This window comes from Sphingobium sp. R-21, from assembly GCF_049913335.1.
Lineage (GTDB): Bacteria > Pseudomonadota > Alphaproteobacteria > Sphingomonadales > Sphingomonadaceae > Sphingobium.
This window is the reverse complement of the sequence record NZ_CP184374.1, coordinates 2,410,100-2,431,397: the sequence shown is the minus strand read 5'-3', so window position 1 is coordinate 2,431,397 and position 21,298 is coordinate 2,410,100. Positions and strand designations below refer to the sequence as shown.

The window sequence follows — 21,298 nt, the reverse complement described above, 5'->3', positions numbered from 1 at the left end:
CCGTCACTTCACCCATTTTTCAAGGAAAGCCGTCACCTTTGCCGGCTCCCCCTCATCCACGTCCGGCGTTCCCGGATCGTCCACCGGAACCAGCGCGACCGGCGCGCCATCACCATCGAAAAGATAGGGCGTCCGGCTGTGGCTGACCAGATAGCCGCTGGCGCCCTTGGCCTCTTCCTTATTGTACAGGACCACGAAGTCCTTCGCCACCCTGGCAATTTCGTCAGGCGTACCGGTCAGGCCGATCAGGCGGGGATGGAAGGCAGCGACATAGGTTTTGAGGACGGCAGGCGTGTCCCGATCCGGATCGACGCTGATGAAGATCGGCTGGACCTTGGCCGCCAGGGCGGGCCGTTCCTTCTCGAACCGGGTGAAACCCTGCATGATCCGCTGCAGGTCAACGGGGCAGACATCTGGGCAATAGGTGTAGCCGAAATAGACCAGGCGGTATTTGCCCTTGAAATCGTCCCAGCGGACCTTCCCGCCATCCTGATCGGTCAGGGTGAAGGGCGCGCCGATGCGCGCGCCATGCAGATCGCCCTGGACGCTTTCGTCAGCGCTTGATGCATTGCCTCCGGCCCCCATATTGCAGGCTGCCAGCAGGACGGTCAGCGGCAGGGCGAGCGAAATCAGCGCTTTGTTCATGGCGCCGCCAGCCATGCCCTGCTATGGCCCGATTTGCAAATCCCAACGGGGCTATGGATAGAATGACAGGACGTTTTCCGGCTTGGATGGGGGTTGGCCGTGCCGCCGCCCTGACTCTGGCGCTGCTGTCGCCGGTTGCGGCGCAGGCGCAGTTTTCCGACAATTACAATTTTCTCAAGGCGGTCAAGGATGCCGACGGGCAGAAGGTGACCGACCTGATCCAGAAGCCGGGATCGACCGTCATCAACAGCCGCGACGTCACGTCAGGCGATACCGCACTGCACCTGGTCGTCGCACGGCGGGACAATACATGGCTGACCTTCCTGCTGGCCAAGGGGGCCAACCCGAACCTCACCGACAATAATGGCAACACGCCGCTGATGGACGCGGTGCAGGCCCGTTTCGAGGAAGGCGTGCGCAGCCTGCTCAGCTTCAACGCGCAGGTCGACAAGGCCAATGGAAGTGGCGAAACCCCCCTGATCCGCGCCGTGCAACTGCGCGACGTCGAACTGGTCCGGCTGCTGGTGGCGCAAGGCGCCAATCCGGACAAGCGCGACACGATCGCCGGCATGTCGGCGCGGGATTATGCCGCGCGGGATTCGCGGACGCCGGGCCTGACGGAGGCCCTGAGCGCTGCCAAGACGACGGCCGCGCCCAAGGGACCGGTGCAGGGGCCGGTGTTCTGATATCCAGGCAAAACTGGTTATTTCCCCGCGCGCCGACGGGAATGGCTTCGAACCCCCCGGTTGCGTCCAGAACAGACTACCATCCCGTTTCAGCCGTATGATCCGGATCGGCCAGCGCCGTCAGGCGCCGTGCTGCCCTTCTGGCGAAGCGCAGCGTTTCCGCCTTCCGTCGCGCCGCCGCCAGCGGTTCCATCGGGGCCGGTCGCACCAGTTCGGCATCATATTGGTCCGCGACGATCAGTCCCGTTCGCCCCGGCCATAGCGCCTCGCTATCAAAGAGCGACAGGTCGAAGCCGGAAGGCACCGCCCAGAAATAACGGTCGCAATAGTCGAAATAATCAGGCCATTTCATATCACCCAACAGGTCGGCGCGGCTGCACTTGATCTCCACAATGGTGATTCTGCCCGCCCCGTCCAGCGCCATGATGTCGGCGCGGCGGCCATTGGGCAGCGGCACTTCCAATATCCCGCTCATATCATGCCGGAAGAACAGGCGCAGCGTTCCCCGCGCCACGGCCAATGCCGTGCCATCTGCAAGGGGCGAACAACTGTCGGAAAGATCGGACTCCATGTCGGGTTCTTAGAACAGGAAGGGAACAAAAGGAAAGAGCCGATTCAGGATCACCCGAACCGGCCCTTCATCACCCCCTGCGCGCTCAGCGCGAAACAGTCAGCGATAGAAGATATGATTGTCGATCGCGGCGAGCTGATGCTTGCCCCAGCCCGGCGAAACGCGGCGGGCATGGAAGAAGAGAGCACCCTCAGCCTTGCTGTTCCATCCATCTTCCATCGCGATCTGGGCGATGGCGACGGCCTCACGCCAGCTTTCGCTGCCCAGGCGGATGGGCGGCATGCCATTGCCGCGCACGAAGCTGAACTGGCCCCGCTGATAGACGACACCGCACAGGCTGTCGGCAAAGCGGCCGGACTTGGCGCGGTTGATGATGACGCGGGCAACGGCCAACTGGCCTTCCAGGCTCTCACCCTTGGATTCGAAATAGACGGCGCCGGCCAGGCATTTCATGTCGCCGGAAACATCCTCGGGCGCGCCTTGGGCATTTACCAGCGCGGCGAGATCATCGGCCTTTACATCGGCGCTGTCGGAAAGGGGGGCCAGCGGCTGCACGACTTCGTGCGGCGCGGCGAAAGTGACGGCGGGCTTTGCACCGGCCGGAGCTGGATTCAGCTCATTGGTTCCCGGAAGGGAGACGGTCGATGGAGCAGCTTCGGAAGCGCTCGACATGTCGGCCGCGGTCACCGCCGCTGTGGCGGAAAGGGTAAATGCCGCGACGATCGCAGCCTTCAGACGAAAACTCATTACAACTCAAAATCGTGCGGTTCTTGGCCGGGAACGTCAAAAAAACCCCTGAAACACCGACGTTCGGCCGCCCCCCGTCTGCGTGTTTACCGCATCCGCCCCCCATGGACGAAGCCGGCAACCTGCGCGTTGAAAGCGTCGGAGGCCTCTGCCCGCGCGCGGAAAGGGAGTCAACGATTAACAGATCGTTTCAGCGGCGAACCGTTCCGCATCCACGATATCAAGCTCTATTATCCACAGGTCGGGGTCCGAACCGCGGCGGCGCGCAATATATTGAGCCATGGCCTCTGACCCTTTTTCCGGGTCCGGACCGCAGCGGACCAGCCGGTAGCCGCCCGCATAATCAGGAACGCGCTCGAACAGGCCCTGTTCCCGGCTCTTTTCAAGCAGCTGGAGCAGAATCACGCCGCTGATCGCATCGCCCTTCACCAACACCGTGGCAAAACCGCCCTCCGCCGCGCAGCGCCGCATCAGGACACCGACCAGCATCACGCTGGTCAGTCGCGCCTCGGGTGGATCAGCCGGCATAACCCGGCAGGGACGAGAGGGAAAATTGCGACCGCATGAAGGTGCCCGTACCGCGCCCAACCTCTTCGCCGTCCGCATCGATCAGGCTGGCTTCCGCCACATAGACGCGCCGCCGGCCGCTGATCCAGCGCCCCTCAGCCCGGATCCGGCCAGGTCCGATCGGGCGGGTGAACAACAGGTTGAAGCTCGTAGTCAGCAGGAAACGGTCGCTCACCAGGCTGTTGGCCGCGTAGAAGGCCGCATCGTCCAGCATCTTGAAATAGACCGTGCCGTGCACCGCGCCGGCGGCGTGGAACTGCGTCTCGTCCACGTCGAAATGAATGATCGAGCGGCCCTCTTCGGGAATCGTCAATTCGGACCGGAACAGCCGGTTGATCGGTGCGGAACGGTAGAGACTCTCAAGCGCCCGGAAATGCGCGGCCTCGCCACTGGGCGAGGTGCTGGCCGGCGATACCGGGTCAGGCCGCGTCACGCGCCTCGCCACCAGCCAGCAGGGCATGAAGGGCCGCCGTCGACTTGGCGCCGCGCAACCGGGCAACCTGCCCCTCGTCACGCAGGTAGCGGGAAACGCGGGCCAGCGTCTTCAGATGCTCCGCTCCCGAATCGACGGGAGAGAGCAGCGCGAAGACGATGTCCACCGGCGCCTCGTCCACCGCGTCGAAGGGAACCGGCGGGTCGAGCAGAACGACCACGCCGCTCATTTTCTGGAGGCCGGGAATCTTGGCATGGGGAATCGCCACTCCACCGCCGAAACCCGTCGAACCGAGCTTCTCACGCTCCAGCAGAGCTTCCGCCACCAGGTCGGCTGCCAGTCCGTAGGCCTGCGCGGCAAGCGCCGCAACTTTTTGGAACAACTGCTTCTTGCCGTTCACCGAAAGGGCGGTGCCCAATGCATCCGGTGCGACGATATCATTGAAATGAACCATGCCGAATCCCAGCCGAGCCGCGCCCAGCTTCGGAAAAATGGCGCAACGCCCGGATCTTTAAAGTCCGGCCCCATAGGCCGCCAGCAGAGCCAGGTCAACCGGCGGCCAGGGAGGCGTTCAGCTCAGCCGCGGTTCCACCCAGCCAATGGTACCGTCGTGCCGGCGATAAACCATGTTGTATGCCGCCGTCCCCGCATTGAGGAACAACAGCGCGTTGGTGTTGCGCAGGTCGAGCATCATCACTGCGTCGGACACGCTGGCTTCGGGAATGTCGACCCGGGTTTCCGCAACGATCAGTGGTGCTTCTGCCGGTTCCTCCTCATCGGCCGGGGAAGCGAATATCGTGTAGCCGGCGCCATCCAGCTCCTCAACGCCATATCCATTGGTCCGGCTTGCCTCGGCCGCGGCCGCCTGTGCGCTGCGGTCCTTCAGGCGACGCAGATAGCGGCGCAATTGCTTCTCGATCCGTTCGGCCGCCTGATCGAAGGCCGGATGCGCCTCCTGCGCCTCTCCCGCGCCCTTCAGGATCAGGCCGGTCATCACATGGCAGACGATGTCGCAATGGAAGGCGCCGTGCGGAGCTGGTCGAAAGGTGACCTGAGCGGAAAGCGCGCGGGAAAAATATTTCTCGGCCATGGCCTCCAGACGGGACCAGACATGCTCCTTGAGCGCGTCGCCCGTATCGACCTGATGTCCGGAAACACGAATATCCATATGCCTTCTCCTTATTCTTGCCGGACCGCCCGGGATGACGGCCCGGTTGGCGTGGAGGCCTGAAGGCTGTGCATCCCGGACGGGGATGCCCGATTCAGGCCTCCTCAAGCCAGAGCGGCTTTTCCAGCGTTGCGACGAACGCTGCATGCCGCTCCAGCTCCTCCGCGCTTGCTGAAAAAATGCGCGCGGGACGAACAGGGCGAACCGCGACTTCCGTCGCAAGTTCCACATTTATAACGAGTTTCTCTTCCTCCTGTGCAAGACCAAGGCCGATCTGACGGCCGCCGGTCAATTCGATATAAAGCTGGGCCAGCAATTCGGCGTCGAGCAGGGCGCCATGCTTGATGCGATGGCTGCGGTCTATGCCGTAGCGGGTGCAGAGCGCGTCAAGGCTGTGCTTCGCGCCAGGGTGGAGCTGCCGCGCTATGGCGACGGTGTCGATCATCCGATCCATCGACACTTCGGGCAACCCACACAATTTCAGTTCATGGTTGAGGAAACCGAAATCAAAACGCGCATTATGCGCGACCAGATGGCTGTCCTCCAGAAAGGCGAGCAGTTCCTCCGCGCCGTGTATGAAAAGCGGCTTGTCCTTGAGGAATATGTCCGAAAGGCCATGAACGGCCTCCGCTGCTGCGGGCATGGACCGTTGCGGATTGTAATAAGCGTGGAAGGTGCGCCCCGTGGGCACCCGGTTCAGGAGCTCAATACATCCGATCTCGACCAGACGATCGCCGGAGGCCGGATCGAATCCCGTCGTTTCGGTGTCGAAAATAATCTCGCGCATCGCCCTCTACAACGACTCTTGCCGGATCCCTCTTATCGGCCTGTCTTCGCACCAAGGCAAGCGACCAAGCGGCGCACCTGGAAGCGTGTTTCGGCGAAGGTCGTGCCGGTATGAATGATATAATCGGCCCGCCGCCGCTTTTCAGCATCGGGTATTTGCAGATGGACAATCCGGCGAAACTTCGCAGCGGTCATGCCGGGCCGTCCCAGGACTCGCTTGCGCTGCTTCCAGGCCGGGGCCGTGACCACGATGACGCCTGCCAGCTTGCGATAGCCATGAGTCTCGAACAGCAGCGGAATGTCCAGCACGACGAACTTGCGCGATCGGTTTCGTTGCAGGAACGCCTTGCGGCCCTGCTGCACGGCGGGATGGACAATGGCTTCCAGCGCCTTCAATTCCTGCGGATGACCGAAGACCGCGGCGCCCAGTTTCGCCCGGTCGACACCTTTGACACCCGTCGTGCCGGGAAAGCGCGCCTCTATCGCCGGCAGCAGCGCACCGCCTGGACCCTGCAGCCGATGCACCTCCGCATCGGCATCGAAAAGCGGAACCCCTTCCCGCCGCAGCATGGCCGCGACGGCGGATTTGCCCATGCCGATGGAACCGGTGAGGCCATAGATCTTCATCCCATCATCTTCATCGACATCAGGCGGCGAGCAACAGGGCGCGCAATTCCTCATCCCGATCGCGGGGCGCCTCTGCATCAAAGAAGATGTCGAAGGCCAGGGCCGCCTGCCCGATCAGCATCTCCAACCCGTCGAGGGTCTTCAATTCCCTCCTTCGCGCCGCGTTGAGCAGCTCCGTCTCCAGCGGCGCATAGACGATGTCATAGACCGTCGCTTCGGCACCCAGGGGCGCCAGATCCAGATCCAGCACTGGCTGGCCGATCATGCCGAGCGAGCTGGTGTTGACGAGCAGGTCGGCCTGGGGCAGCGGATCGGTCATGCCGATCACGCGGCCGTTGAATCCTGCCCGGTCCAGCAATGCCTGCCCCTTTGCCGGATCACGCGCCATGACGGTGACGTCCGGCACCCCAAGGCTCATCAACGCGAACAGGATCGCCCGCGCAGCGCCGCCAGCGCCGACCAGAACGGCGCTCTGCCCCTTCCATTTATCACGCAATAAAGGCTGCAGGAACCCGCCAGCATCAGTATTGGTGCCGATCAACGGCCCGCCCGTTTCGCTGGCGATGGTGTTCATGGCACCGATCCGGTCACGCACCCCACCCGGATCGTCGGTATAGTCCATCACCGCGATCTTGTGCGGGATCGTGACGTTGCAGCCAAGCCAGTCCGGATCGGCCCGCCGCGCCAGGAAATAGGCGGCCAGACCCTCGCTGGTGACGTGGGTCTTCCTGTATTCCGCCTCTATTCCCAGCACATCCAGCCAGAAATTATGGATCAGCGGCGATTTGCTGTGCGCGATCGGATCACCGATCACTTCGGCATAGGGGAGCGTATCGGTCATGCCGCCAGAACGCCCCGGATGCGCAGAAAGTCAAGCAAAGGCAGCAGCGGCAGGCCCTGAATCGCAAATTGGCTGCCTTCGACCCGGCTGAAAAGCTGCGCGCCCGGCCCTTCGATCCGGTAGCAGCCGACGCACCAGCGGCATTGCTCCCAATCCCCATCGAGATAGGACGCGATGAACGCGTCCGACAAGGGTCGCACCGTCATCCGCACCCGTTCGACATGGCGCCAGATCGGTTCGCCGTTCAGGGCGATCACCGCCGCGCTGTGGAGATGATGCACGCGGCCGGAAAGCAGCTTCAATATGCGCTCCGCATCGGCACGGTCGACCGCCTTGTCGATCATCGTGCCGTCGTCGAGGCTGAGGGTCTGGTCACAGCCCAACACCAGTCCGCCCGGCACCCGGCGCGACACGCGCAACGCCTTCAGTTCGGCCAGGGCATCGGCCAGTTTCCGCGCATCCAGCCCGTCAGCGCGCAGTGCATCCCTGGCGGCCTCCTCATCGACACCGGGAGACAAGGCCTCGAACGGAACCTGCGCCGCTTCCAGCAGCGCGCGGCGGCTCGCGCTTTGCGATGCCAGCACGATCATGACTTAACTCCCTTCCGCCAGAACGCGGTCGTTGAACAGGTTGATGATGGCGGCGGCTGCTTCCTCGATGGAACGGCGAGTCATGTCGATCACCGGCCAGCCATTGTCCGCAAACATGCGCCGGGCAAAGGCCAGCTCCTCCTGCACCCTGTCGATGTGGACATAGCTCGTCTCTGGTGCCTGGTTCAGCGAGAGCAGGCGATTGCGGCGAATCTGCACCAGCCGTTCCGGACTGACGGTCAGCCCGACTACCATCGGATGCTTGAGCGTATAGAGGCTGCGCGGCGGTGGCGACTGGATCACCAACGGAATATTTGCGGTCTTGTATCCGCGATTGGCAAGATAGATGGAGGTGGGTGTCTTGGACGCGCGCGACACCCCCGCCAGCACGATGTCCGCCTCTTCCCAATTTTCATGACCCACGCCGTCATCATGGGCTATGGTGAACTGGATTGCCTCGATCCGGGCGAAATAAGCCTCGTCCAATATATGCTTGCGCCCCGGCCGGTTGCGCGTTTCCTGACCCAATATGTTGGAGAGTGCGTCAGTCACGCTGTCCAGCGCGGCGACATGCGGCAGGCCGAGCGCCCGGCAGCGCGTCTCCAGGCGTCGGCGAAGCTGGTGATTGGACAGGGTGAACAGAACCAGGCCCGGATTGGCGGCGATCTCCTCCATGATGCGGTCGAGATGGACATCAGAGCGTACCATCGGCCAGAAATGGCGTACGGCTTCGACATTCTCGAAAGCGCCGATCGCAGCCTTGGCAATGTTTTCCAGCGTTTCGCCGGTAGAGTCCGAAAGCAGGTGGAGATGGATGCGCGACATGAAGCATATCTCTGTGGGGAGGCTGTGGATAAAGCAAGGGATAGGTTGCGGGGAAAATCAGCGCCTTATCGCCCTCCTCGATTCCGGTAATCTTGTCCACAGGCCGCAAACAGGCGGTGATTTTGATCCACAGGCTGTGGATAATGGGAATAAACGGACTGACTCGGACGGGAATCAGCCGCCTCAAGGAGTCAAGTTGTTGGCAAATCGGGGCACAGCGCATAAACCCCGCTGCCAACCGCTCTACTATCTCCATCATCCTTTTTTGAATCTAAATATAAGAGAGTCTATGACGGGACCTGATGCCGGCCGTTCGAACGGGCCATCCGCCAAGCCGTTGCTTTCAGTCCTGAAAGGCGAGCGCCCCGATGTGCCGCCCATTTGGCTGATGCGGCAGGCGGGCCGCTATCTGCCGGAATATCGGGCCTTGCGAGCCGAAAAAGGCGGATTCCTGGAACTCGTTTATGACAGCGCGGCGGCGGCGGAGGTGACTCTCCAGCCCCTGCGGCGATTTGGTTTCGATGGCGCGATCCTGTTTTCCGATATTCTGATCGTGCCCTATGCCATGGGACAGGATCTCTGGTTCGAAGCCGGGGAAGGCCCGCGGCTGGCCCCAGTCCTGGCGGAAACGGAACTGTCGGCCCTCAAACCCGACTTCAGCCGCTACGAGGCGGTCTATGAGACGGTGCGACGGGTCAGGGCGGCGCTGGACCCCCAGGTGACCTTTCTCGGCTTTGCAGGCAGCCCCTGGACCATCGCGACCTATATGGTTGCCGGGCAGGGCAGCAAGGACCAGGGTGCAGCCCGCCGTCTCGCCTATCAGCAACCACAGAAATTCGGCGCGATCATCGATGCGATCATCGACGCTACGGTCGTCTATCTTTCCGGCCAGATCGACGCGGGGGTAGAGGCCGTGCAGCTCTTCGACAGCTGGGCAGGCAGCCTTGCCCCGCTGGAGTTCGAACGCTGGGTGATCCAGCCCAACAGGCGGATCGTGGAGAAGCTGAAGGCGATCCACCCCACCATTCCCGTGATCGGCTTTCCCAAGGGCGCCGGCGCCAAGTTGGCGGATTACGCTGTGGGGACAGGTATCGATGCCGTCGGCGTCGATGAAACCGTCGATCCGCATTGGGCGAACCGCACGCTGCCGCAGGGATTGCCGGTGCAGGGAAATCTCGATCCCTTGGCACTGATCGCCGGCGGCAAGGCAGTGGAAGAAGCCGTCGACAACATCCGTGCCGCCTTTGCCGGGCGACCGCACATTTTCAACCTGGGCCACGGGATTCTCCCCGACACCCCCATTGATCATGTCGAAGCGCTGCTTAGCTATGTGCGCCGGACGCGGTCATAGCGGGAGATTGGACCATGCCTTATCTGGGAGCAGCCTATTTGTGGGTCAAAGCCGCGCATGTCATCTTCGTCATCTTCCTGATGGCGGGCCTGTTCATGATGCCGCGCTTCTTCGTCTATCACCAGCAATGTCCGGTGGGGTCCGACGAGGATAGAAAATGGATCGACCGTGAACGGCGGCTGCTCAGGATCATCCTCAACCCGTCCATCATCCTGGTCTGGATCTTCGGCCTGATGCTGATGGTGGAGATCGGCGCCTGGCACTTCGGCTGGTTCCATCTGAAGCTGCTCTTCGTGCTGGGCCTGTCGGCCTATCATGGCTGGATCGCAGGCTATGTCAAAAAGCTGGCCAAAGGGGAGCGTCCGCTCAGCGAGAAGCAGTTGCGGTTGCTGAATGAAGTTCCGGGAATTGCCGCCGCCGTGATCGTTATCGCGGTGATCGTGAAGCCGTTCTGATGTCGATCAGATCTGGCGTGCCTGGTCACGCCGGATCGACCGGAATATTGTCGATCAGCCGCGTCTTGCCGATCTTCGCAGCGCCCAGCAGCCTTGCCGGACGGTCCAGCACCGACATCGGTTCCAGAGTCACCGCGTCGCACAGCGTCACATAATCGATCGGGTCGAATCCATGGGCCGCCAGCAAGGTGATCGCCTTGGCGAGGGCAGCCTCGACGGTCGCGCCATTTTTCATCTGCCGGGCCGCTTCGCCCAGGGCGCGGGGCAGAGCCAGCGCCTCCTTCCGTTCTTCTTCCGTCAGATAGGCGTTGCGCGACGACAGCGCCAATCCATCCTCCGCTCGCTGGGTCGACACCCCGACGATCTCGATGGGCACGTCCAGGTCGCGCACCATCTGCCGGATCACGGCGAGTTGCTGATAGTCCTTTTCCCCAAACAGCGCGACATCGGGACGGACCTGGTTGAACAGCTTCGTCACCACCGTGGCCACGCCGTCGAAATGGCCCGGTCGCGCCGCGCCGTCCAGCCCTTCGGTGAGGCCGGAGACGGAGATGTTGGTGGCATAGCCGGCCGGGTACATGACCTCGACGCTCGGCGCCCAGAGGATGTCCACTCCGGCCGCCTGCAACATCTGCGCGTCCTTGGACTCGCGCCGGGGATAGGCGTCCAGATCCTCGTTCACGCCAAACTGGCGCGGATTGACGAAGATCGACACGGCGACATGCCCGGCATGGCGGCGCGCTTCCTCGACCAGCGCCATATGCCCGTCATGCAAAGCGCCCATGGTGGGCACCAGCGCCAGCGGTTTTCCGTCGCTTTTCAGCGTATCGACAGCAGTGCGCAGCGAAGGCAGGTCACGGAGGGTTTGCACGACAGGAACGGCTCCGATAAGGGCATTATCAGGGGTACATCCTGCTAAAGGCACGACCGGCTGAAACGGTCAAGAATCATTGCGACAATCAACGGGGTTACAAAGGTCCGATGGCGAACGCCCAAACGCACCATATCGTCTTCGCCAATGAGAAAGGCGGAACCGGCAAGTCCACCACGGCCGTGCATACGGCCATCGCGTTGACGGTATTGGGTCATCGCGTCGGCATGATCGACCTCGACCCGCGCCAGCGCACCATCACCCGTTATATGGAAAACCGCGCCGACACCGCGCGCCGCCGTGCCATCGACCTGCCTACCCCCGATTTCGCGGTGTTCACGGGCGACAGTGTCGAAGCGCTGAACGAACAGGCCGCTGCGATGGCGCAGGACAAGGATTTCCTGGTCATCGACACGCCCGGCCGCGACGATGACTATGCCCGTCACATGGCTGCCCGCGCCCATACGCTGGTGACGCCGATGAACGACAGCTTCGTCGATTTCGACCTGATCGGGCAGGTCGACGCCGAAACCTTCAAGGTGAAGCGGCTCTCCTTCTATTCCGAGCTGATCTTCGAGGCGCGCAAGACCCGCGCCAAGGCCGACGGCGTCACCATCGACTGGGTGGTGCTGCGCAATCGTGTCCAGCATCATGATGCGCGCAACAAGAAGCGGGTGGGCGACGCGCTGATGGAATTGTCGCGCCGGGTCGGTTTCCGCGTGATTCCAGGCTTGTCGGAGCGCGTGATCTTCCGCGAACTCTTCCCGTCGGGCTTGACGCTGCTGGACAAGGGGCATCTGGGTGAACTGGGCGTCAGCCATATCGCCGCACGGCAGGAACTGCGCGAGATGGTGTCGGGCCTTGCCCTTCCCTCGCGTGACGAGGTCGCGCCGATGGATCTCCTCGGCGCGGCCTGATGGGTCTGCTTGCCCTGGCTTTGATCGGGCTTGCCGCCTGGCTTGTCTGGACGGGACGATTGCAACGCATGACCGCAAAGGATGGGATGGCGCTGGGTGCCGCTCTGGTCGGCGCGGTCATGGCGGCCAAGGGCAAGCCGCTGGTCGGTGCACCGCTGCTGATTGGTGCCGCGCTGTTCTTTTCCGCCAGGAGCCGGCCGGGCAGGGCAAAGGCTCGATCGAGCGGTCCCGCCACGCAAACCATTGCTCCGCAGGCGATCGTCGAGGCCCGCAAACTGCTGGGCGTGGGGCCGGATGCCGATGCCCGCGCCATCCGCGCCGCGCATCGCCGGCTTATCGCCTCGGTCCATCCGGACAAGGGTGGCACCGAAGCGCTGGCCGCCCAGATCAATGCGGCGCGTGACCTGTTGATCCAGGAAGTAGCGCAGCGTCACAAAACCTTCTGAAACCAAGGGAGAGGATGTCATGGCCCATCGCTTTCATCCCACGCTCCTGCGCGAATATGACATTCGGGGCGTCATGGGCCGGACGCTGAGCGAGGCTGATGCCTATGCCATCGGCCGCAGTTTCGGGACGATCGTCATGCGGGCTGGCGGATCAAGGGTCGCGGTGGGCTATGATGGACGGTTGAGTTCCCCGGCGCTCGAACAGGCGGTCGTCCAGGGCCTTCAGGACGCCAGCACCGATGTGCTGCGCATAGGACTGGGCCCGACGCCCATGCTCTATTATGCCGAAGCGGTCCTGGATGTAGATGGCGGCATTCAGGTAACCGGCAGCCACAATCCCCCCGATCATAATGGCTTCAAGCTGGTGCTTCAGCATGATGCCTTTTTTGGCGAGGCCATTGCCGATCTGGGCGCCATGGCTGCGGCGGGGGACTGGAGCGAGACGGGGAGCGGACGTGGCGGCCGGGTTGAGACGGTCGATATCATGGACCGATACGCCGCGCGGCTGGTGGAGCGGTTCGACGGCGCTGCCTGGCGTATTGGCTGGGACGCCGGCAATGGCGCGGCCGGGCCGGTGGTGGACAAGCTCGTCAAGCTCCTGCCAGGTGAGCATCATGTGCTTTTCACCCAGATAGACGGACATTTTCCCCATCATCACCCCGATCCCACTGTCGAGGCCAATCTGGCCGAGCTGAAGGCCCTTGTCCGTTCGAAGAAACTCGATTTCGGAGTGGCTTTCGACGGTGATGGCGACCGGATCGGCGTGATCGACGGCAAGGGTCGGACGATCTGGGGCGACCAGTTGCTCGGAATCTTCGCCGAACTGGTGCTGAAGGATCACCCCGATGGCGTGATTGTCGCGGATGTGAAGGCCAGCCAGGCCCTGTTCGACCGGGTCTCTGCGTTGGGCGGGCGACCGCTGATGTGGAAGACCGGGCACAGCCTCATCAAGTCCAAAATGAAGGAGATTGCTGCTCCCCTGGGTGGGGAGATGACCGGTCACATCTTCTTCGCGGACGATTATTATGGTTTTGACGACGGCCTTTATGCCGCGGTCCGGCTTATTCGGGGGCTGACCCGGCTGGGCCGCAGCGTATCGGACCTGCATGACGAAATGCCCGTCATGGTCAACACTCCCGAAATCCGCTTTCCCGTGGAGGAGAGCCGCAAATTCGCGGTGGTGGAGGAAGTACGGGCGCGATTGCGAACCCTGGGCGCCAGCATGGATGAAACCGATGGCCTGCGGGTCAGCACGGCTGATGGCTGGTGGCTGTTGCGGGCGTCCAACACGCAGGATGCGCTTGTGGCGCGTGCCGAGGCGCAGGACGAGGAAGGTCTGGGTCGCCTGGTTGCGGAAATCGATGCGCAACTGGCCGATTCGGGCGTGAGTCGGATTTCCGAAGCCGATCACTGATGGATGAATGGAAAAAATGGCGCGGTTTGTCAGCCAGATTTACGTTACGGAATTCATGCAGACCAGTGACGATTGCATGAAACGCAACCAAGCATCAGCTTTTCGCATTTGCGAAATAAAGCGCTGCACCGCAAAAGGAAAAGGCCTTTCAGGCATCCTCTCCTAAAACTTTCAAGCCGTCCTTCGGGGCGGCTTTTTTTTGCCTGCAGAGGGTCCGCTTTTTCGCTCCCTGCCGTAGCGTCGCTTCGCATTTTGACCGCCGGACGCCGAGAAACGGCGCAAATTAGGGCTTTTCGAACGAAAATTTAACCATATTGCTAATAGGGCGAGGCTTTGAGCGGATCACTTTGCCGCGAACGCCATTTGCCAGTGACGAGTTTGAAGAGAGGATTCACCATGCCCTTCCGCCGCCCCATCCTTGCGAGCCTCCTGTTGTCGGGCATATGCGCGGCACCTGTTCCGGCTCTGGCAGGTGGTTTCTACCTTCAGGAGCAGGCGCCCAAGGAAACCGGGCGTGCCTTGGCAGGCGCGGGCGCGGTGGCGGACGATCCGTCGACCATCTACTTCAATCCTGCGGCCATGACGGAATTGTCGGGCGTCCAGACCTCTATCGGCGGCATCGCGCTGATGGCGTCCGCGCATCAGGCCAATCGCGGCACCTATCGCACCGTTCCCACCCTGCCTGGCGCACGGGTGCCGGTAAGCGGCAATGACGGCGGGCAGCCGTTCGAAAAGGTCATTCCCATTCCCAGCTTCTATATTACGGCGCAGGCGACCGACCGGCTGTGGCTGGGCCTTGGCGTCAATGCCCCGTTCGGGCTGAAGCTCGATTATGACGACGGGTTTTTCGGGCGCTATGACTCGCTCTACACCAACCTCAAGACCTATAATATCCAGCCCAGCGCGGCTTATAAGCTCAACGACAATTTCTCGATCGGCGGCGGCGTCGATGTACAATATGTGAAGGCGACGCTGACCAACGCCCTGCCGCAGCTTTCTCCCCTGGCGCCCGCCGACGGCTTCGCGCGACTGAAGGGTGATGATTGGAGCGTCGGCTGGAATGCGGGCCTGTTCTACACCAATGGCGACACCAATATCGGCATTTCCTACCGTTCCGCGATCAAGCACAAGCTGACCGGCACGCAAACCATTTCGGGCCTGCTTGGACCGATCGCTGCGGCCAATGGCGAGTTGGACGCGTCCGCGCCGCTCAACCTGCCCGACATCGTCACCGTCGGTTTCATGCATCGCCTGACGCCCCGGTTGCGGGCGATGATCAGCGCCCGCTGGTACAATTGGTCGACGTTCAAGGGCATCGCCATCACGACCGCCACCGGTACCAGCAACAAGGAACTGGACTACCGGGACAGCTACAGCGTCAGCCTGGGTGGGGAATATGACGTCAGCCCGGCTCTGACGCTGCGCGCGGGCACGATGTTCGACCGCACGCCGACCAATTCCCAGCATCTGACGACGCGCGTGCCCGATGGCGACCGTGCATGGCTGACGGCTGGCGCCACCTTCAACCTGTCGCCGGCCTTTGCGCTGAACCTCAGCTATGCCCATACATTTGTGGAAAAGGCCAACATCATCCGTCCCGACAGCTATTATCCCGCGCCAGCGACGGTGACGGCGACCACCCTGTCTCAGACCAGCGGCAATGCGGACCAGATCGGCGCATCGCTCACCGCACGCTTCTAACTTGATCCAATAATCCCTATAGGGGCTCCATCAGAACGGAGCCCCTTTTTCATGTCCGACCATAATCCCGGCCTGCGTCCCTGGCGCGATATTGCTCGTCGAGAGTGTCGCCAGATCATGGTCGGCAATGTTCCGGTGGGCGGCGGTGCTCCGGTCACGGTGCAGACCATGACCAACACGCCGACCCATGACGTCAGGGCGACGATCGACCAGATCCGCCGCTGCGAGCAAGTGGGCGTGGACATCATCCGCGTCTCCTGCCCCGACGAGGCGTCCACTGCTGCCCTGAAGCAGATCGTCCGCGCTGCCCGCGTGCCGATCGTCGCCGACATTCACTTCCACTATAAGCGCGCCTTGGAAGCCGCCGATGCGGGCGCGGCCTGCCTGCGCATCAATCCCGGCAATATCGGCAGCGAGGCGCGGGTCAAGGAGGTGGTCGACGCGGCCAAGGCCAATGGTTGTTCGATCCGCATCGGGGTGAACGCAGGCTCCCTCGAAAAAGACCTGCTCGAAAAATATGGTGAGCCTTGTCCGGAGGCGCTGGTCGAAAGTGCGCTCGACCATATCAAGCTGCTGCAGGATCAGGATTTCCACGAATATAAGGTGGCGGTGAAGGCCAGCGACGTCTTCCTGGCGGTCGCCGCCTATATGCAACTGGCCGAAGCGGTGGACTGCCCGCTGCACCTGGGCATCACCGAGGCGGGCGGGTTGATCGGCGGCACGGTGAAGAGCGCCATCGGCATCGGCAATCTGCTCTGGGCCGGGATCGGCGACACGATCCGCGTTTCCCTTTCCGCGGAGCCGGAAGAGGAAGTCCGCGTCGGCTATGAGATATTGAAGTCGCTCGGCATCCGCACACGGGGGGTCAAGGTCATCTCCTGCCCCAGTTGTGCGCGGCAGGGTTTCGATGTGATCCGCACGGTCCAGGCTCTGGAGGAACGGCTTCAGCATATCCATACGCCGCTTTCGCTGTCGGTCCTGGGCTGCGTGGTGAACGGTCCCGGCGAAGCGCGGGAAACCGACATCGGCCTGACTGGCGGCGGGGCGGGCAAGCATATGGTCTATCTGTCCGGCCTCACCGATCATACGATCCAGGACGAAGGCATGATCGACCATATCGTCAACCTTGTCGAAGCCAAGGCGGCGGAGATCGAAGCGGCGAAGCTGGAAGCCGAAACGACCGATGCAGGCAAGGCGGAAGCGGCGGAATGACGGACCGCTTGCCTGATGCTGACGAAGAGGCGGTGGAACGGGGCAAGGTCATGCCGGCTGGCCGTGTCGTGGAGAAGAGAGGCGCATCAGCGGTCGGCGCGACCGCTCTGGGCACCGGAGCAATCGGCAGCCTGGCGATTGGAGCGCTGGCATTGGGTGCAATGGCTCTGGGCGCTCTGGCCATCGGCGCAGTCGCCGTCGGCCGCATGCGCATCGGCCGGGCGCGCATTGCCCGTCTCCAGATCGACGAACTGACTGTCGGGCGCCTGATCTGGAAGAACCGCGACTGACGGAGCCGGCTCACCGCGCTCTGCATCCATTAGGCATATCATGGGCAGCGATACTCACCGCGCCGCATCGGCGACTGCATTTCCCCTCGCATTCGCGGTCTGTTGCGTCGGAGTAGCGCTGTTTTCGGTGATGGATGCGGCCATGAAGGGATTGAGCCTTTCCATCGGCCTGTTCAATGCGCTGTTCTGGCGCGCCATGGCGGGGAGCCTGCTGGGACTGGCGCTGATGCTGCTGACGCGGCAACGTTGGCCCCATCTGACCGTGCTGCGACTTCATATGCTGCGCGGGACGGTGGTGGCGGTCATGGCCAGCCTGTTCTTCTGGGCGATCATGCGGATGCCCCTGGCCGAGGCCATCGCGCTTTCCTTCATCGCGCCGCTGATCGCCCTGTATCTCGCCGCCCTGTTGCTCAAGGAACGGATCGGGCGACGAGCCATTGGCGCGTCTCTGCTGGGACTGATCGGCGTTGCCGTCATCCTGTCGGGGCGAATGCGGGGCAGCTATGATGCAAATGCACTTCTGGGCGCGGGCGCGGTGCTGCTGTCGGCGGTGCTATTCGCCTGGAACCTGATCCTTCAGCGCCAGCAGGCGCAGCTTGCGTCCCCGATCGAGGTGGCCTTCTTCCAGCATGTGGTGATGCTGGCGGTATTCTCCCTTTTCGCCGTTCTTGCCCAGGAAATGCCGATTGTGCCGGCCGCGCCGTCATGGGCGCTGGTGCTGCTGTCCGCGACGCTGGCCTTCACCTCGCTCACCGCGCTGGCCTGGGCCTATGCACGGGCGGAGGCGCAGCGATTGATCCCGGTGGAATATACGGCTTTCCTCTGGGCGGCGGTCATTGGCTGGCTTGCCTTTGGCGAACGGCTCACCCTGACTACCCTTGCTGGCGCGCTGCTGATCGTGGTGGGGTGCCTCATCGCATCCCGTGCAGGACCGACCGAACCGCCCCATGTCGAACCGTCCGTTGCCTGAAAGGAAGAGCATGTCCGTCACCATTCGCGAGGCTGTTTCCTCCGACATTGCTACGATTCACGCCTTCATTCTCGCCCTGGCGGACTATGAGAAATTGTCCCATGAGGTGAAGGCCGACCGCGCCTCCCTCGATAAATATCTGTTCGGCCCGCGTCCCATGGCCGAGGTGCTGATCGCGGAAAATGAAGGGCGCGCGATCGGCTTTGCCCTCTTCTTCCACAATTTCTCGACTTTCGAGGGGCGACCCGGCCTCTATCTGGAGGATCTGTTCGTGATCCCGGAGGCGCGGGGGCTGGGCGCAGGCAAGGCGCTGCTCTCGCGCCTCGCGCAACTGGCGCTGGAGCGGGATTGCGCGCGGCTGGAATGGTGGGTGCTGGACTGGAACGAACCGTCCATCGCCTTTTACCGCTCGCTGGGCGCGCGGTCCATGGACGAGTGGACGGTGCAGCGCGTCGATGGCGCAGCGCTCGCCGCCCTCGCATCAGCGCATCCTGCACGCTGATGTCCGGCAATGTGGCAATCATGGTAACGCCTCCTTTCGCCAGGCTTTTTTGTCGTTCTGATCCGTGCCCGAGGATTCTTACGGAGTCCGCAAGACGAGCCGAGGGCCGGACTCTTGACGGAGACTCCCTCCCCGGCGCATTGTGCCGAAACGGAACATTTGGGGGACAAGGACTGCCATGGCTGTCAGCCGCGGAGCCAAACGCACGCCGGAATGGCGTGAAATGCTGAAACGCAGCCTGATCCGCAGCGGCGCGCTGATCGGTGCGATTGCGCTGTTGCTGGCGACCCTGTTCCTGGCGCTGGCGCTGCTCAGCTATCAGCCGAGCGACCCGTCAATGAACACGGTGGCGGGCGATCATGTGCAGAATATCATGCAGGCGCCGGGTGCCTGGGTCGCGGATTTCCTGCTCTGGCTGCTGGGCGTGCCAGTGGCGCTGGTGCTGCCGCTGATGGCGATTACGGCACGACGGCTGTGGGGTGATCAGGACATGAGCGGGTGGAAGGCGCAGTTCGGCAAATGTTTTGCCGGCATCGTGCTGCTCGGTATCGCGCTGGCGCTGTTCCAGACCAATCCACTGGTCGGCCTGCCGTCGGGCTGGGGCGGCATCATCGCGCTGGTCACGGCACGCGGCGTCGCCAGCCTGACCGCGCAGGCTCCAGCCGCGCAGGGCTGGATCACCGGCATCCTGATCGTCCTGACGCTGATCGCGGGTCTTGTCCTCTGGTATCGCAGCCTCGCTCTTGAAAAGCCGATCATCGCGCTGCGCCGACCGTCGCTGCCACGCCTGGCGCTGCCACGGCCTGCTTTCGCTCTTCCTGCTCCTGTGCTGGTAGCCGATGCGGATGAAGATGACGAGCTGTTCGAGCGCGTCGCGACGCCGCGCCGGACCGTGACCAACGAACCCAAGCCGCCGATCAATATCCAGACGCCCAAACCCGCGCCCGTGCAACGCTCAATGGCGCCGGTCAGCCAGGACGACCTGTTCGGAAACAGCTCCCTGCCGTCACCGGACCTGCTTAATCCGACCCCCGCCAGCCAGGGGCAGAAGATCGACAAGGCTGCGCTGGAGCGCAATGCCCGTCTGCTCGAATCCGTGCTGGACGATTTTCATGTGAAGGGAAATATCGTCGAGGTTCGTCCCGGCCCGGTCGTCACCATGTACGAACTGGAACCGGCGCCGGGCATCAAGGCGAGCCGCGTAATCGCGCTGGCCGACGACATCGCGCGCAACATGTCCGCGCTTTCGGCGCGCGTCGCGACGATTCCCGGACGTACCGTGATTGGCATTGAGCTGCCCAATGCGAACCGGGAGGGCGTGTCCTTCCGCGAACTCATCACCAGCGAGCAGTTCGGACAGGAAGCGACCCTGCCGATCATCCTGGGCAAGAATATTTCGGGGGAGCCGATCATCGCGGATCTGGCGCCGATGCCGCATCTGCTGATCGCCGGTACGACGGGTTCGGGCAAGTCCGTGGGTCTGAACGCGATGATCCTGTCGCTGCTCTACCGCATGACGCCCGATCAGTTGCGGCTCATCATGATCGATCCCAAGATGCTGGAACTGTCGACCTATGACGACATTCCGCATCTGCTCTCCCCCGTGGTGACGGAGCCGGCCAAGGCGATCCGGGCGCTCAAATGGGCGGTGGAGCAGATGGAGGACCGCTATCGCATGATGGCGTCGATTTCCGTCCGCAACCTTGCCAACTATAATGAAAAGGTCCGCGCGGCCAAGGCGAAGGGCAAGCCGCTCGGCCGCAGGGTGCAGACCGGCTACGACCCCGAAACCGGCAAGCCCATTTACGAGGAGGAACAGCTCGATTTCCAGCCTCTGCCGCAGATCGTGGTCGTGGTGGACGAGCTTGCCGACCTGATGATGACGGCGGGCAAGGAAGTGGAATTCCTGATCCAGCGGCTCGCGCAGAAGGCGCGCGCGGCGGGCATCCACCTCATCCTCGCAACGCAGCGTCCGTCGGTCGACGTCATCACCGGCGTCATCAAGGCCAACCTGCCGACCCGCATCAGCTTCTTCGTCACGTCGAAGATCGACAGCCGAACCATATTGGGCGAACAGGGCGCCGAGCAGCTGTTGGGCAAGGGCGACATGCTCTACATGCATGGTGGCAAGGGGCTGATGCGCGTGCACGGTCCCTTCGTGTCGGACGATGAAGTGCGCGTGGTGGCCGATCACTGGCGCGCCCAGGGCCAGCCCGACTATATCGCCGCCGTCACCGAGGAGCCGGAGGAAGGCAGTTTTGCGCTGGATGGCGTGGATCTGGGCGACGACAGCCCGGATGCGCAGCTTTTCCGCAAGGCATGCCAGCTCGTCTTCGAAAATCAGAAGGCGTCGACAAGCTGGCTCCAGCGGCAATTGCGCATCGGTTATAATAGTGCCGCGCGCCTGATCGAGCAGATGGAGGAGCAGGGGCTGGTGGGCCCCCCCAACCATGTCGGCCGCCGCGAAGTGCTGCGTGACGAGAATGGCAATCCGCTCTGACGCCGTGAGTGCAGAAAAATTTCATTTGGCCTGATGCCAAAAAACCACTGCCCATTTCGCTCTGAAACCGATTTTTGCGTGTGATTCCGCGAAATGGCCTCGCGCCAAAAGCCGGCAGTGCCGAGAAAAATCGCGATTTTCCAAGGATGATTGCGTTTCATGCAATCGTCCCTCGGTTCTTCG

Annotated in this window: 25 protein-coding genes; 12 read left to right on the top strand and 13 right to left on the bottom strand. The window is 62.7% G+C overall.

Annotation, left to right across the window (positions count from 1 at the left end; genetic code table 11):
- Positions 1-3 precede the first annotated feature (3 nt).
- On the bottom strand, positions 4-660 hold the full coding sequence (locus ACN9MX_RS11635; protein WP_363739719.1) for an SCO family protein: 657 nt from the start codon (positions 658-660) through the stop codon (positions 4-6).
- 47 nt (positions 661-707) lie between these two features.
- Between ACN9MX_RS11635 and ACN9MX_RS11630 the strand changes: the two genes are divergently transcribed.
- Positions 708-1,331 carry an ankyrin repeat domain-containing protein gene (locus ACN9MX_RS11630; RefSeq protein ID WP_363827206.1) on the top strand — a complete coding sequence of 208 codons (624 nt, stop codon included), beginning with the start codon at positions 708-710 and terminating at the stop codon, positions 1,329-1,331.
- 76 nt (positions 1,332-1,407) lie between these two features.
- Here the strand turns inward: ACN9MX_RS11630 and ACN9MX_RS11625 are convergent, their stop codons facing one another.
- The 11 genes from ACN9MX_RS11625 to ACN9MX_RS11575 all read right to left on the bottom strand — a co-directional run bounded on the left by ACN9MX_RS11625 (position 1,408) and on the right by ACN9MX_RS11575 (position 8,486).
- Positions 1,408-1,902 carry an MmcB family DNA repair protein gene (locus ACN9MX_RS11625; RefSeq protein ID WP_363827203.1) on the bottom strand — a complete coding sequence of 165 codons (495 nt, stop codon included), beginning with the start codon at positions 1,900-1,902 and terminating at the stop codon, positions 1,408-1,410.
- A 99-nt stretch (positions 1,903-2,001) separates the two neighbouring features.
- On the bottom strand, positions 2,002-2,649 hold the full coding sequence (locus ACN9MX_RS11620; protein WP_363739715.1) for a cell wall hydrolase: 648 nt from the start codon (positions 2,647-2,649) through the stop codon (positions 2,002-2,004).
- Between the two features lie 177 nt (positions 2,650-2,826).
- Positions 2,827-3,177, bottom strand: coding sequence for a DUF1491 family protein (locus ACN9MX_RS11615; protein ID WP_363739713.1), 351 nt, complete (start codon positions 3,175-3,177; stop codon positions 2,827-2,829).
- On the bottom strand, positions 3,167-3,676 hold the full coding sequence (locus ACN9MX_RS11610) for a PaaI family thioesterase (protein ID WP_363739711.1): 510 nt from the start codon (positions 3,674-3,676) through the stop codon (positions 3,167-3,169). The genes ACN9MX_RS11615 and ACN9MX_RS11610 overlap by 11 nt, the downstream gene beginning before the upstream one ends.
- Positions 3,636-4,103 carry a PTS sugar transporter subunit IIA gene (locus ACN9MX_RS11605; RefSeq protein WP_133654473.1) on the bottom strand — a complete coding sequence of 156 codons (468 nt, stop codon included), beginning with the start codon at positions 4,101-4,103 and terminating at the stop codon, positions 3,636-3,638. The genes ACN9MX_RS11610 and ACN9MX_RS11605 overlap by 41 nt, the downstream gene beginning before the upstream one ends.
- 117 nt (positions 4,104-4,220) lie before the next feature.
- Positions 4,221-4,817 carry a ribosome hibernation-promoting factor, HPF/YfiA family gene (hpf, locus tag ACN9MX_RS11600; RefSeq protein ID WP_363739709.1) on the bottom strand — a complete coding sequence of 199 codons (597 nt, stop codon included), beginning with the start codon at positions 4,815-4,817 and terminating at the stop codon, positions 4,221-4,223.
- A 94-nt stretch (positions 4,818-4,911) separates the two neighbouring features.
- Positions 4,912-5,604, bottom strand: coding sequence for a DNA polymerase III subunit epsilon (gene dnaQ / locus ACN9MX_RS11595; RefSeq protein ID WP_363739707.1), 693 nt, complete (start codon positions 5,602-5,604; stop codon positions 4,912-4,914).
- Between the two features lie 32 nt (positions 5,605-5,636).
- Entirely contained in the window at positions 5,637-6,230 is a 594-nt protein-coding gene (gene coaE, locus ACN9MX_RS11590; protein WP_363827200.1) for a dephospho-CoA kinase, read from the bottom strand.
- Between the two features lie 19 nt (positions 6,231-6,249).
- Positions 6,250-7,071: a shikimate dehydrogenase gene (aroE, locus tag ACN9MX_RS11585; RefSeq protein WP_363827198.1), complete on the bottom strand. Its 822-nt coding sequence runs from the start codon at positions 7,069-7,071 to the stop codon at positions 6,250-6,252.
- Positions 7,068-7,661 (bottom strand): Maf family protein, encoded by a 594-nt coding sequence (locus ACN9MX_RS11580; RefSeq protein WP_363739701.1) that lies wholly within the window; start codon positions 7,659-7,661, stop codon positions 7,068-7,070. Before ACN9MX_RS11580 ends, aroE begins: the two co-directional genes overlap by 4 nt.
- A gap of 3 nt (positions 7,662-7,664) precedes the next feature.
- Entirely contained in the window at positions 7,665-8,486 is an 822-nt protein-coding gene (locus ACN9MX_RS11575; RefSeq protein ID WP_133654467.1) for a pyruvate, water dikinase regulatory protein, read from the bottom strand.
- 289 nt (positions 8,487-8,775) lie between these two features.
- Between ACN9MX_RS11575 and hemE the strand changes: the two genes are divergently transcribed.
- Positions 8,776-9,837, top strand: a complete 1,062-nt coding sequence (gene hemE / locus ACN9MX_RS11570; RefSeq protein WP_363827196.1) for a uroporphyrinogen decarboxylase — start codon at positions 8,776-8,778, stop codon at positions 9,835-9,837.
- A gap of 14 nt (positions 9,838-9,851) precedes the next feature.
- The gene (locus ACN9MX_RS11565) at positions 9,852-10,292 is read left to right on the top strand and encodes a CopD family protein (protein WP_133654465.1); all 441 of its coding nucleotides are present in this window, start codon (positions 9,852-9,854) and stop codon (positions 10,290-10,292) included.
- Positions 10,293-10,317: 25 nt separating this feature from the next.
- On the opposite strand, the gene panC is transcribed toward ACN9MX_RS11565, so the two are convergent.
- Entirely contained in the window at positions 10,318-11,163 is an 846-nt protein-coding gene (panC, locus tag ACN9MX_RS11560; RefSeq protein WP_363827193.1) for a pantoate--beta-alanine ligase, read from the bottom strand.
- Between the two features lie 110 nt (positions 11,164-11,273).
- Here panC and ACN9MX_RS11555 point away from each other — a divergent pair, with 110 nt between their 5' ends.
- From ACN9MX_RS11555 to ACN9MX_RS11515, 9 genes are all read left to right on the top strand, one after another.
- On the top strand, positions 11,274-12,080 hold the full coding sequence (locus ACN9MX_RS11555) for a division plane positioning ATPase MipZ (protein ID WP_363739694.1): 807 nt from the start codon (positions 11,274-11,276) through the stop codon (positions 12,078-12,080).
- Complete coding sequence (locus tag ACN9MX_RS11550; protein WP_363827191.1) at positions 12,080-12,526, top strand: DnaJ domain-containing protein; 447 nt, start codon at positions 12,080-12,082, stop codon at positions 12,524-12,526. Before ACN9MX_RS11555 ends, ACN9MX_RS11550 begins: the two co-directional genes overlap by 1 nt.
- 19 nt (positions 12,527-12,545) lie before the next feature.
- The gene (gene pgmG, locus ACN9MX_RS11545) at positions 12,546-13,940 is read left to right on the top strand and encodes a phosphoglucomutase/phosphomannomutase PgmG (RefSeq protein ID WP_363827189.1); all 1,395 of its coding nucleotides are present in this window, start codon (positions 12,546-12,548) and stop codon (positions 13,938-13,940) included.
- A 396-nt stretch (positions 13,941-14,336) separates the two neighbouring features.
- Positions 14,337-15,641, top strand: coding sequence for an OmpP1/FadL family transporter (locus ACN9MX_RS11540; protein ID WP_363827188.1), 1,305 nt, complete (start codon positions 14,337-14,339; stop codon positions 15,639-15,641).
- A gap of 51 nt (positions 15,642-15,692) precedes the next feature.
- On the top strand, positions 15,693-16,853 hold the full coding sequence (ispG, locus tag ACN9MX_RS11535) for a flavodoxin-dependent (E)-4-hydroxy-3-methylbut-2-enyl-diphosphate synthase (protein ID WP_363827186.1): 1,161 nt from the start codon (positions 15,693-15,695) through the stop codon (positions 16,851-16,853).
- On the top strand, positions 16,850-17,143 hold the full coding sequence (locus ACN9MX_RS11530; RefSeq protein ID WP_363827184.1) for a hypothetical protein: 294 nt from the start codon (positions 16,850-16,852) through the stop codon (positions 17,141-17,143). The genes ispG and ACN9MX_RS11530 overlap by 4 nt, the downstream gene beginning before the upstream one ends.
- 40 nt (positions 17,144-17,183) lie before the next feature.
- Positions 17,184-18,113, top strand: a complete 930-nt coding sequence (locus ACN9MX_RS11525) for a DMT family transporter (protein WP_363739683.1) — start codon at positions 17,184-17,186, stop codon at positions 18,111-18,113.
- A 10-nt stretch (positions 18,114-18,123) separates the two neighbouring features.
- On the top strand, positions 18,124-18,615 hold the full coding sequence (locus ACN9MX_RS11520) for a GNAT family N-acetyltransferase (protein WP_363827182.1): 492 nt from the start codon (positions 18,124-18,126) through the stop codon (positions 18,613-18,615).
- A 178-nt stretch (positions 18,616-18,793) separates the two neighbouring features.
- Positions 18,794-21,115 carry an FtsK/SpoIIIE family DNA translocase gene (locus tag ACN9MX_RS11515; protein ID WP_363827178.1) on the top strand — a complete coding sequence of 774 codons (2,322 nt, stop codon included), beginning with the start codon at positions 18,794-18,796 and terminating at the stop codon, positions 21,113-21,115.
- Positions 21,116-21,298 lie beyond the last annotated feature (183 nt).

What these genes read in the sequence shown, in the direction of transcription:
- ACN9MX_RS11615 (WP_363739713.1), bottom strand. Translation starts at nt 3,177, where the DNA reads ATGCCGGCTGATCCACCCGAGGCGCGACTGACCAGCGTGATGCTGGTC.
- ACN9MX_RS11565 (WP_133654465.1), top strand. Translation starts at nt 9,852, where the DNA reads ATGCCTTATCTGGGAGCAGCCTATTTGTGGGTCAAAGCCGCGCATGTC.
- ACN9MX_RS11530 (WP_363827184.1), top strand. Translation starts at nt 16,850, where the DNA reads ATGACGGACCGCTTGCCTGATGCTGACGAAGAGGCGGTGGAACGGGGC.
- ACN9MX_RS11625 (WP_363827203.1), bottom strand. Translation starts at nt 1,902, where the DNA reads ATGGAGTCCGATCTTTCCGACAGTTGTTCGCCCCTTGCAGATGGCACG.
- ACN9MX_RS11580 (WP_363739701.1), bottom strand. Translation starts at nt 7,661, where the DNA reads ATGATCGTGCTGGCATCGCAAAGCGCGAGCCGCCGCGCGCTGCTGGAA.
- ACN9MX_RS11520 (WP_363827182.1), top strand. Translation starts at nt 18,124, where the DNA reads ATGTCCGTCACCATTCGCGAGGCTGTTTCCTCCGACATTGCTACGATT.
- ACN9MX_RS11575 (WP_133654467.1), bottom strand. Translation starts at nt 8,486, where the DNA reads ATGTCGCGCATCCATCTCCACCTGCTTTCGGACTCTACCGGCGAAACG.
- ispG (WP_363827186.1), top strand. Translation starts at nt 15,693, where the DNA reads ATGTCCGACCATAATCCCGGCCTGCGTCCCTGGCGCGATATTGCTCGT.
- ACN9MX_RS11610 (WP_363739711.1), bottom strand. Translation starts at nt 3,676, where the DNA reads ATGCCCTGCTGGCTGGTGGCGAGGCGCGTGACGCGGCCTGACCCGGTA.
- pgmG (WP_363827189.1), top strand. Translation starts at nt 12,546, where the DNA reads ATGGCCCATCGCTTTCATCCCACGCTCCTGCGCGAATATGACATTCGG.
- ACN9MX_RS11555 (WP_363739694.1), top strand. Translation starts at nt 11,274, where the DNA reads ATGGCGAACGCCCAAACGCACCATATCGTCTTCGCCAATGAGAAAGGC.
- ACN9MX_RS11620 (WP_363739715.1), bottom strand. Translation starts at nt 2,649, where the DNA reads ATGAGTTTTCGTCTGAAGGCTGCGATCGTCGCGGCATTTACCCTTTCC.
- dnaQ (WP_363739707.1), bottom strand. Translation starts at nt 5,604, where the DNA reads ATGCGCGAGATTATTTTCGACACCGAAACGACGGGATTCGATCCGGCC.
- ACN9MX_RS11635 (WP_363739719.1), bottom strand. Translation starts at nt 660, where the DNA reads ATGGCTGGCGGCGCCATGAACAAAGCGCTGATTTCGCTCGCCCTGCCG.
- ACN9MX_RS11540 (WP_363827188.1), top strand. Translation starts at nt 14,337, where the DNA reads ATGCCCTTCCGCCGCCCCATCCTTGCGAGCCTCCTGTTGTCGGGCATA.
- ACN9MX_RS11550 (WP_363827191.1), top strand. Translation starts at nt 12,080, where the DNA reads ATGGGTCTGCTTGCCCTGGCTTTGATCGGGCTTGCCGCCTGGCTTGTC.
- aroE (WP_363827198.1), bottom strand. Translation starts at nt 7,071, where the DNA reads ATGACCGATACGCTCCCCTATGCCGAAGTGATCGGTGATCCGATCGCG.
- hemE (WP_363827196.1), top strand. Translation starts at nt 8,776, where the DNA reads ATGACGGGACCTGATGCCGGCCGTTCGAACGGGCCATCCGCCAAGCCG.
- ACN9MX_RS11630 (WP_363827206.1), top strand. Translation starts at nt 708, where the DNA reads ATGACAGGACGTTTTCCGGCTTGGATGGGGGTTGGCCGTGCCGCCGCC.
- ACN9MX_RS11605 (WP_133654473.1), bottom strand. Translation starts at nt 4,103, where the DNA reads ATGGTTCATTTCAATGATATCGTCGCACCGGATGCATTGGGCACCGCC.
- coaE (WP_363827200.1), bottom strand. Translation starts at nt 6,230, where the DNA reads ATGAAGATCTATGGCCTCACCGGTTCCATCGGCATGGGCAAATCCGCC.
- ACN9MX_RS11515 (WP_363827178.1), top strand. Translation starts at nt 18,794, where the DNA reads ATGGCTGTCAGCCGCGGAGCCAAACGCACGCCGGAATGGCGTGAAATG.
- hpf (WP_363739709.1), bottom strand. Translation starts at nt 4,817, where the DNA reads ATGGATATTCGTGTTTCCGGACATCAGGTCGATACGGGCGACGCGCTC.
- ACN9MX_RS11525 (WP_363739683.1), top strand. Translation starts at nt 17,184, where the DNA reads ATGGGCAGCGATACTCACCGCGCCGCATCGGCGACTGCATTTCCCCTC.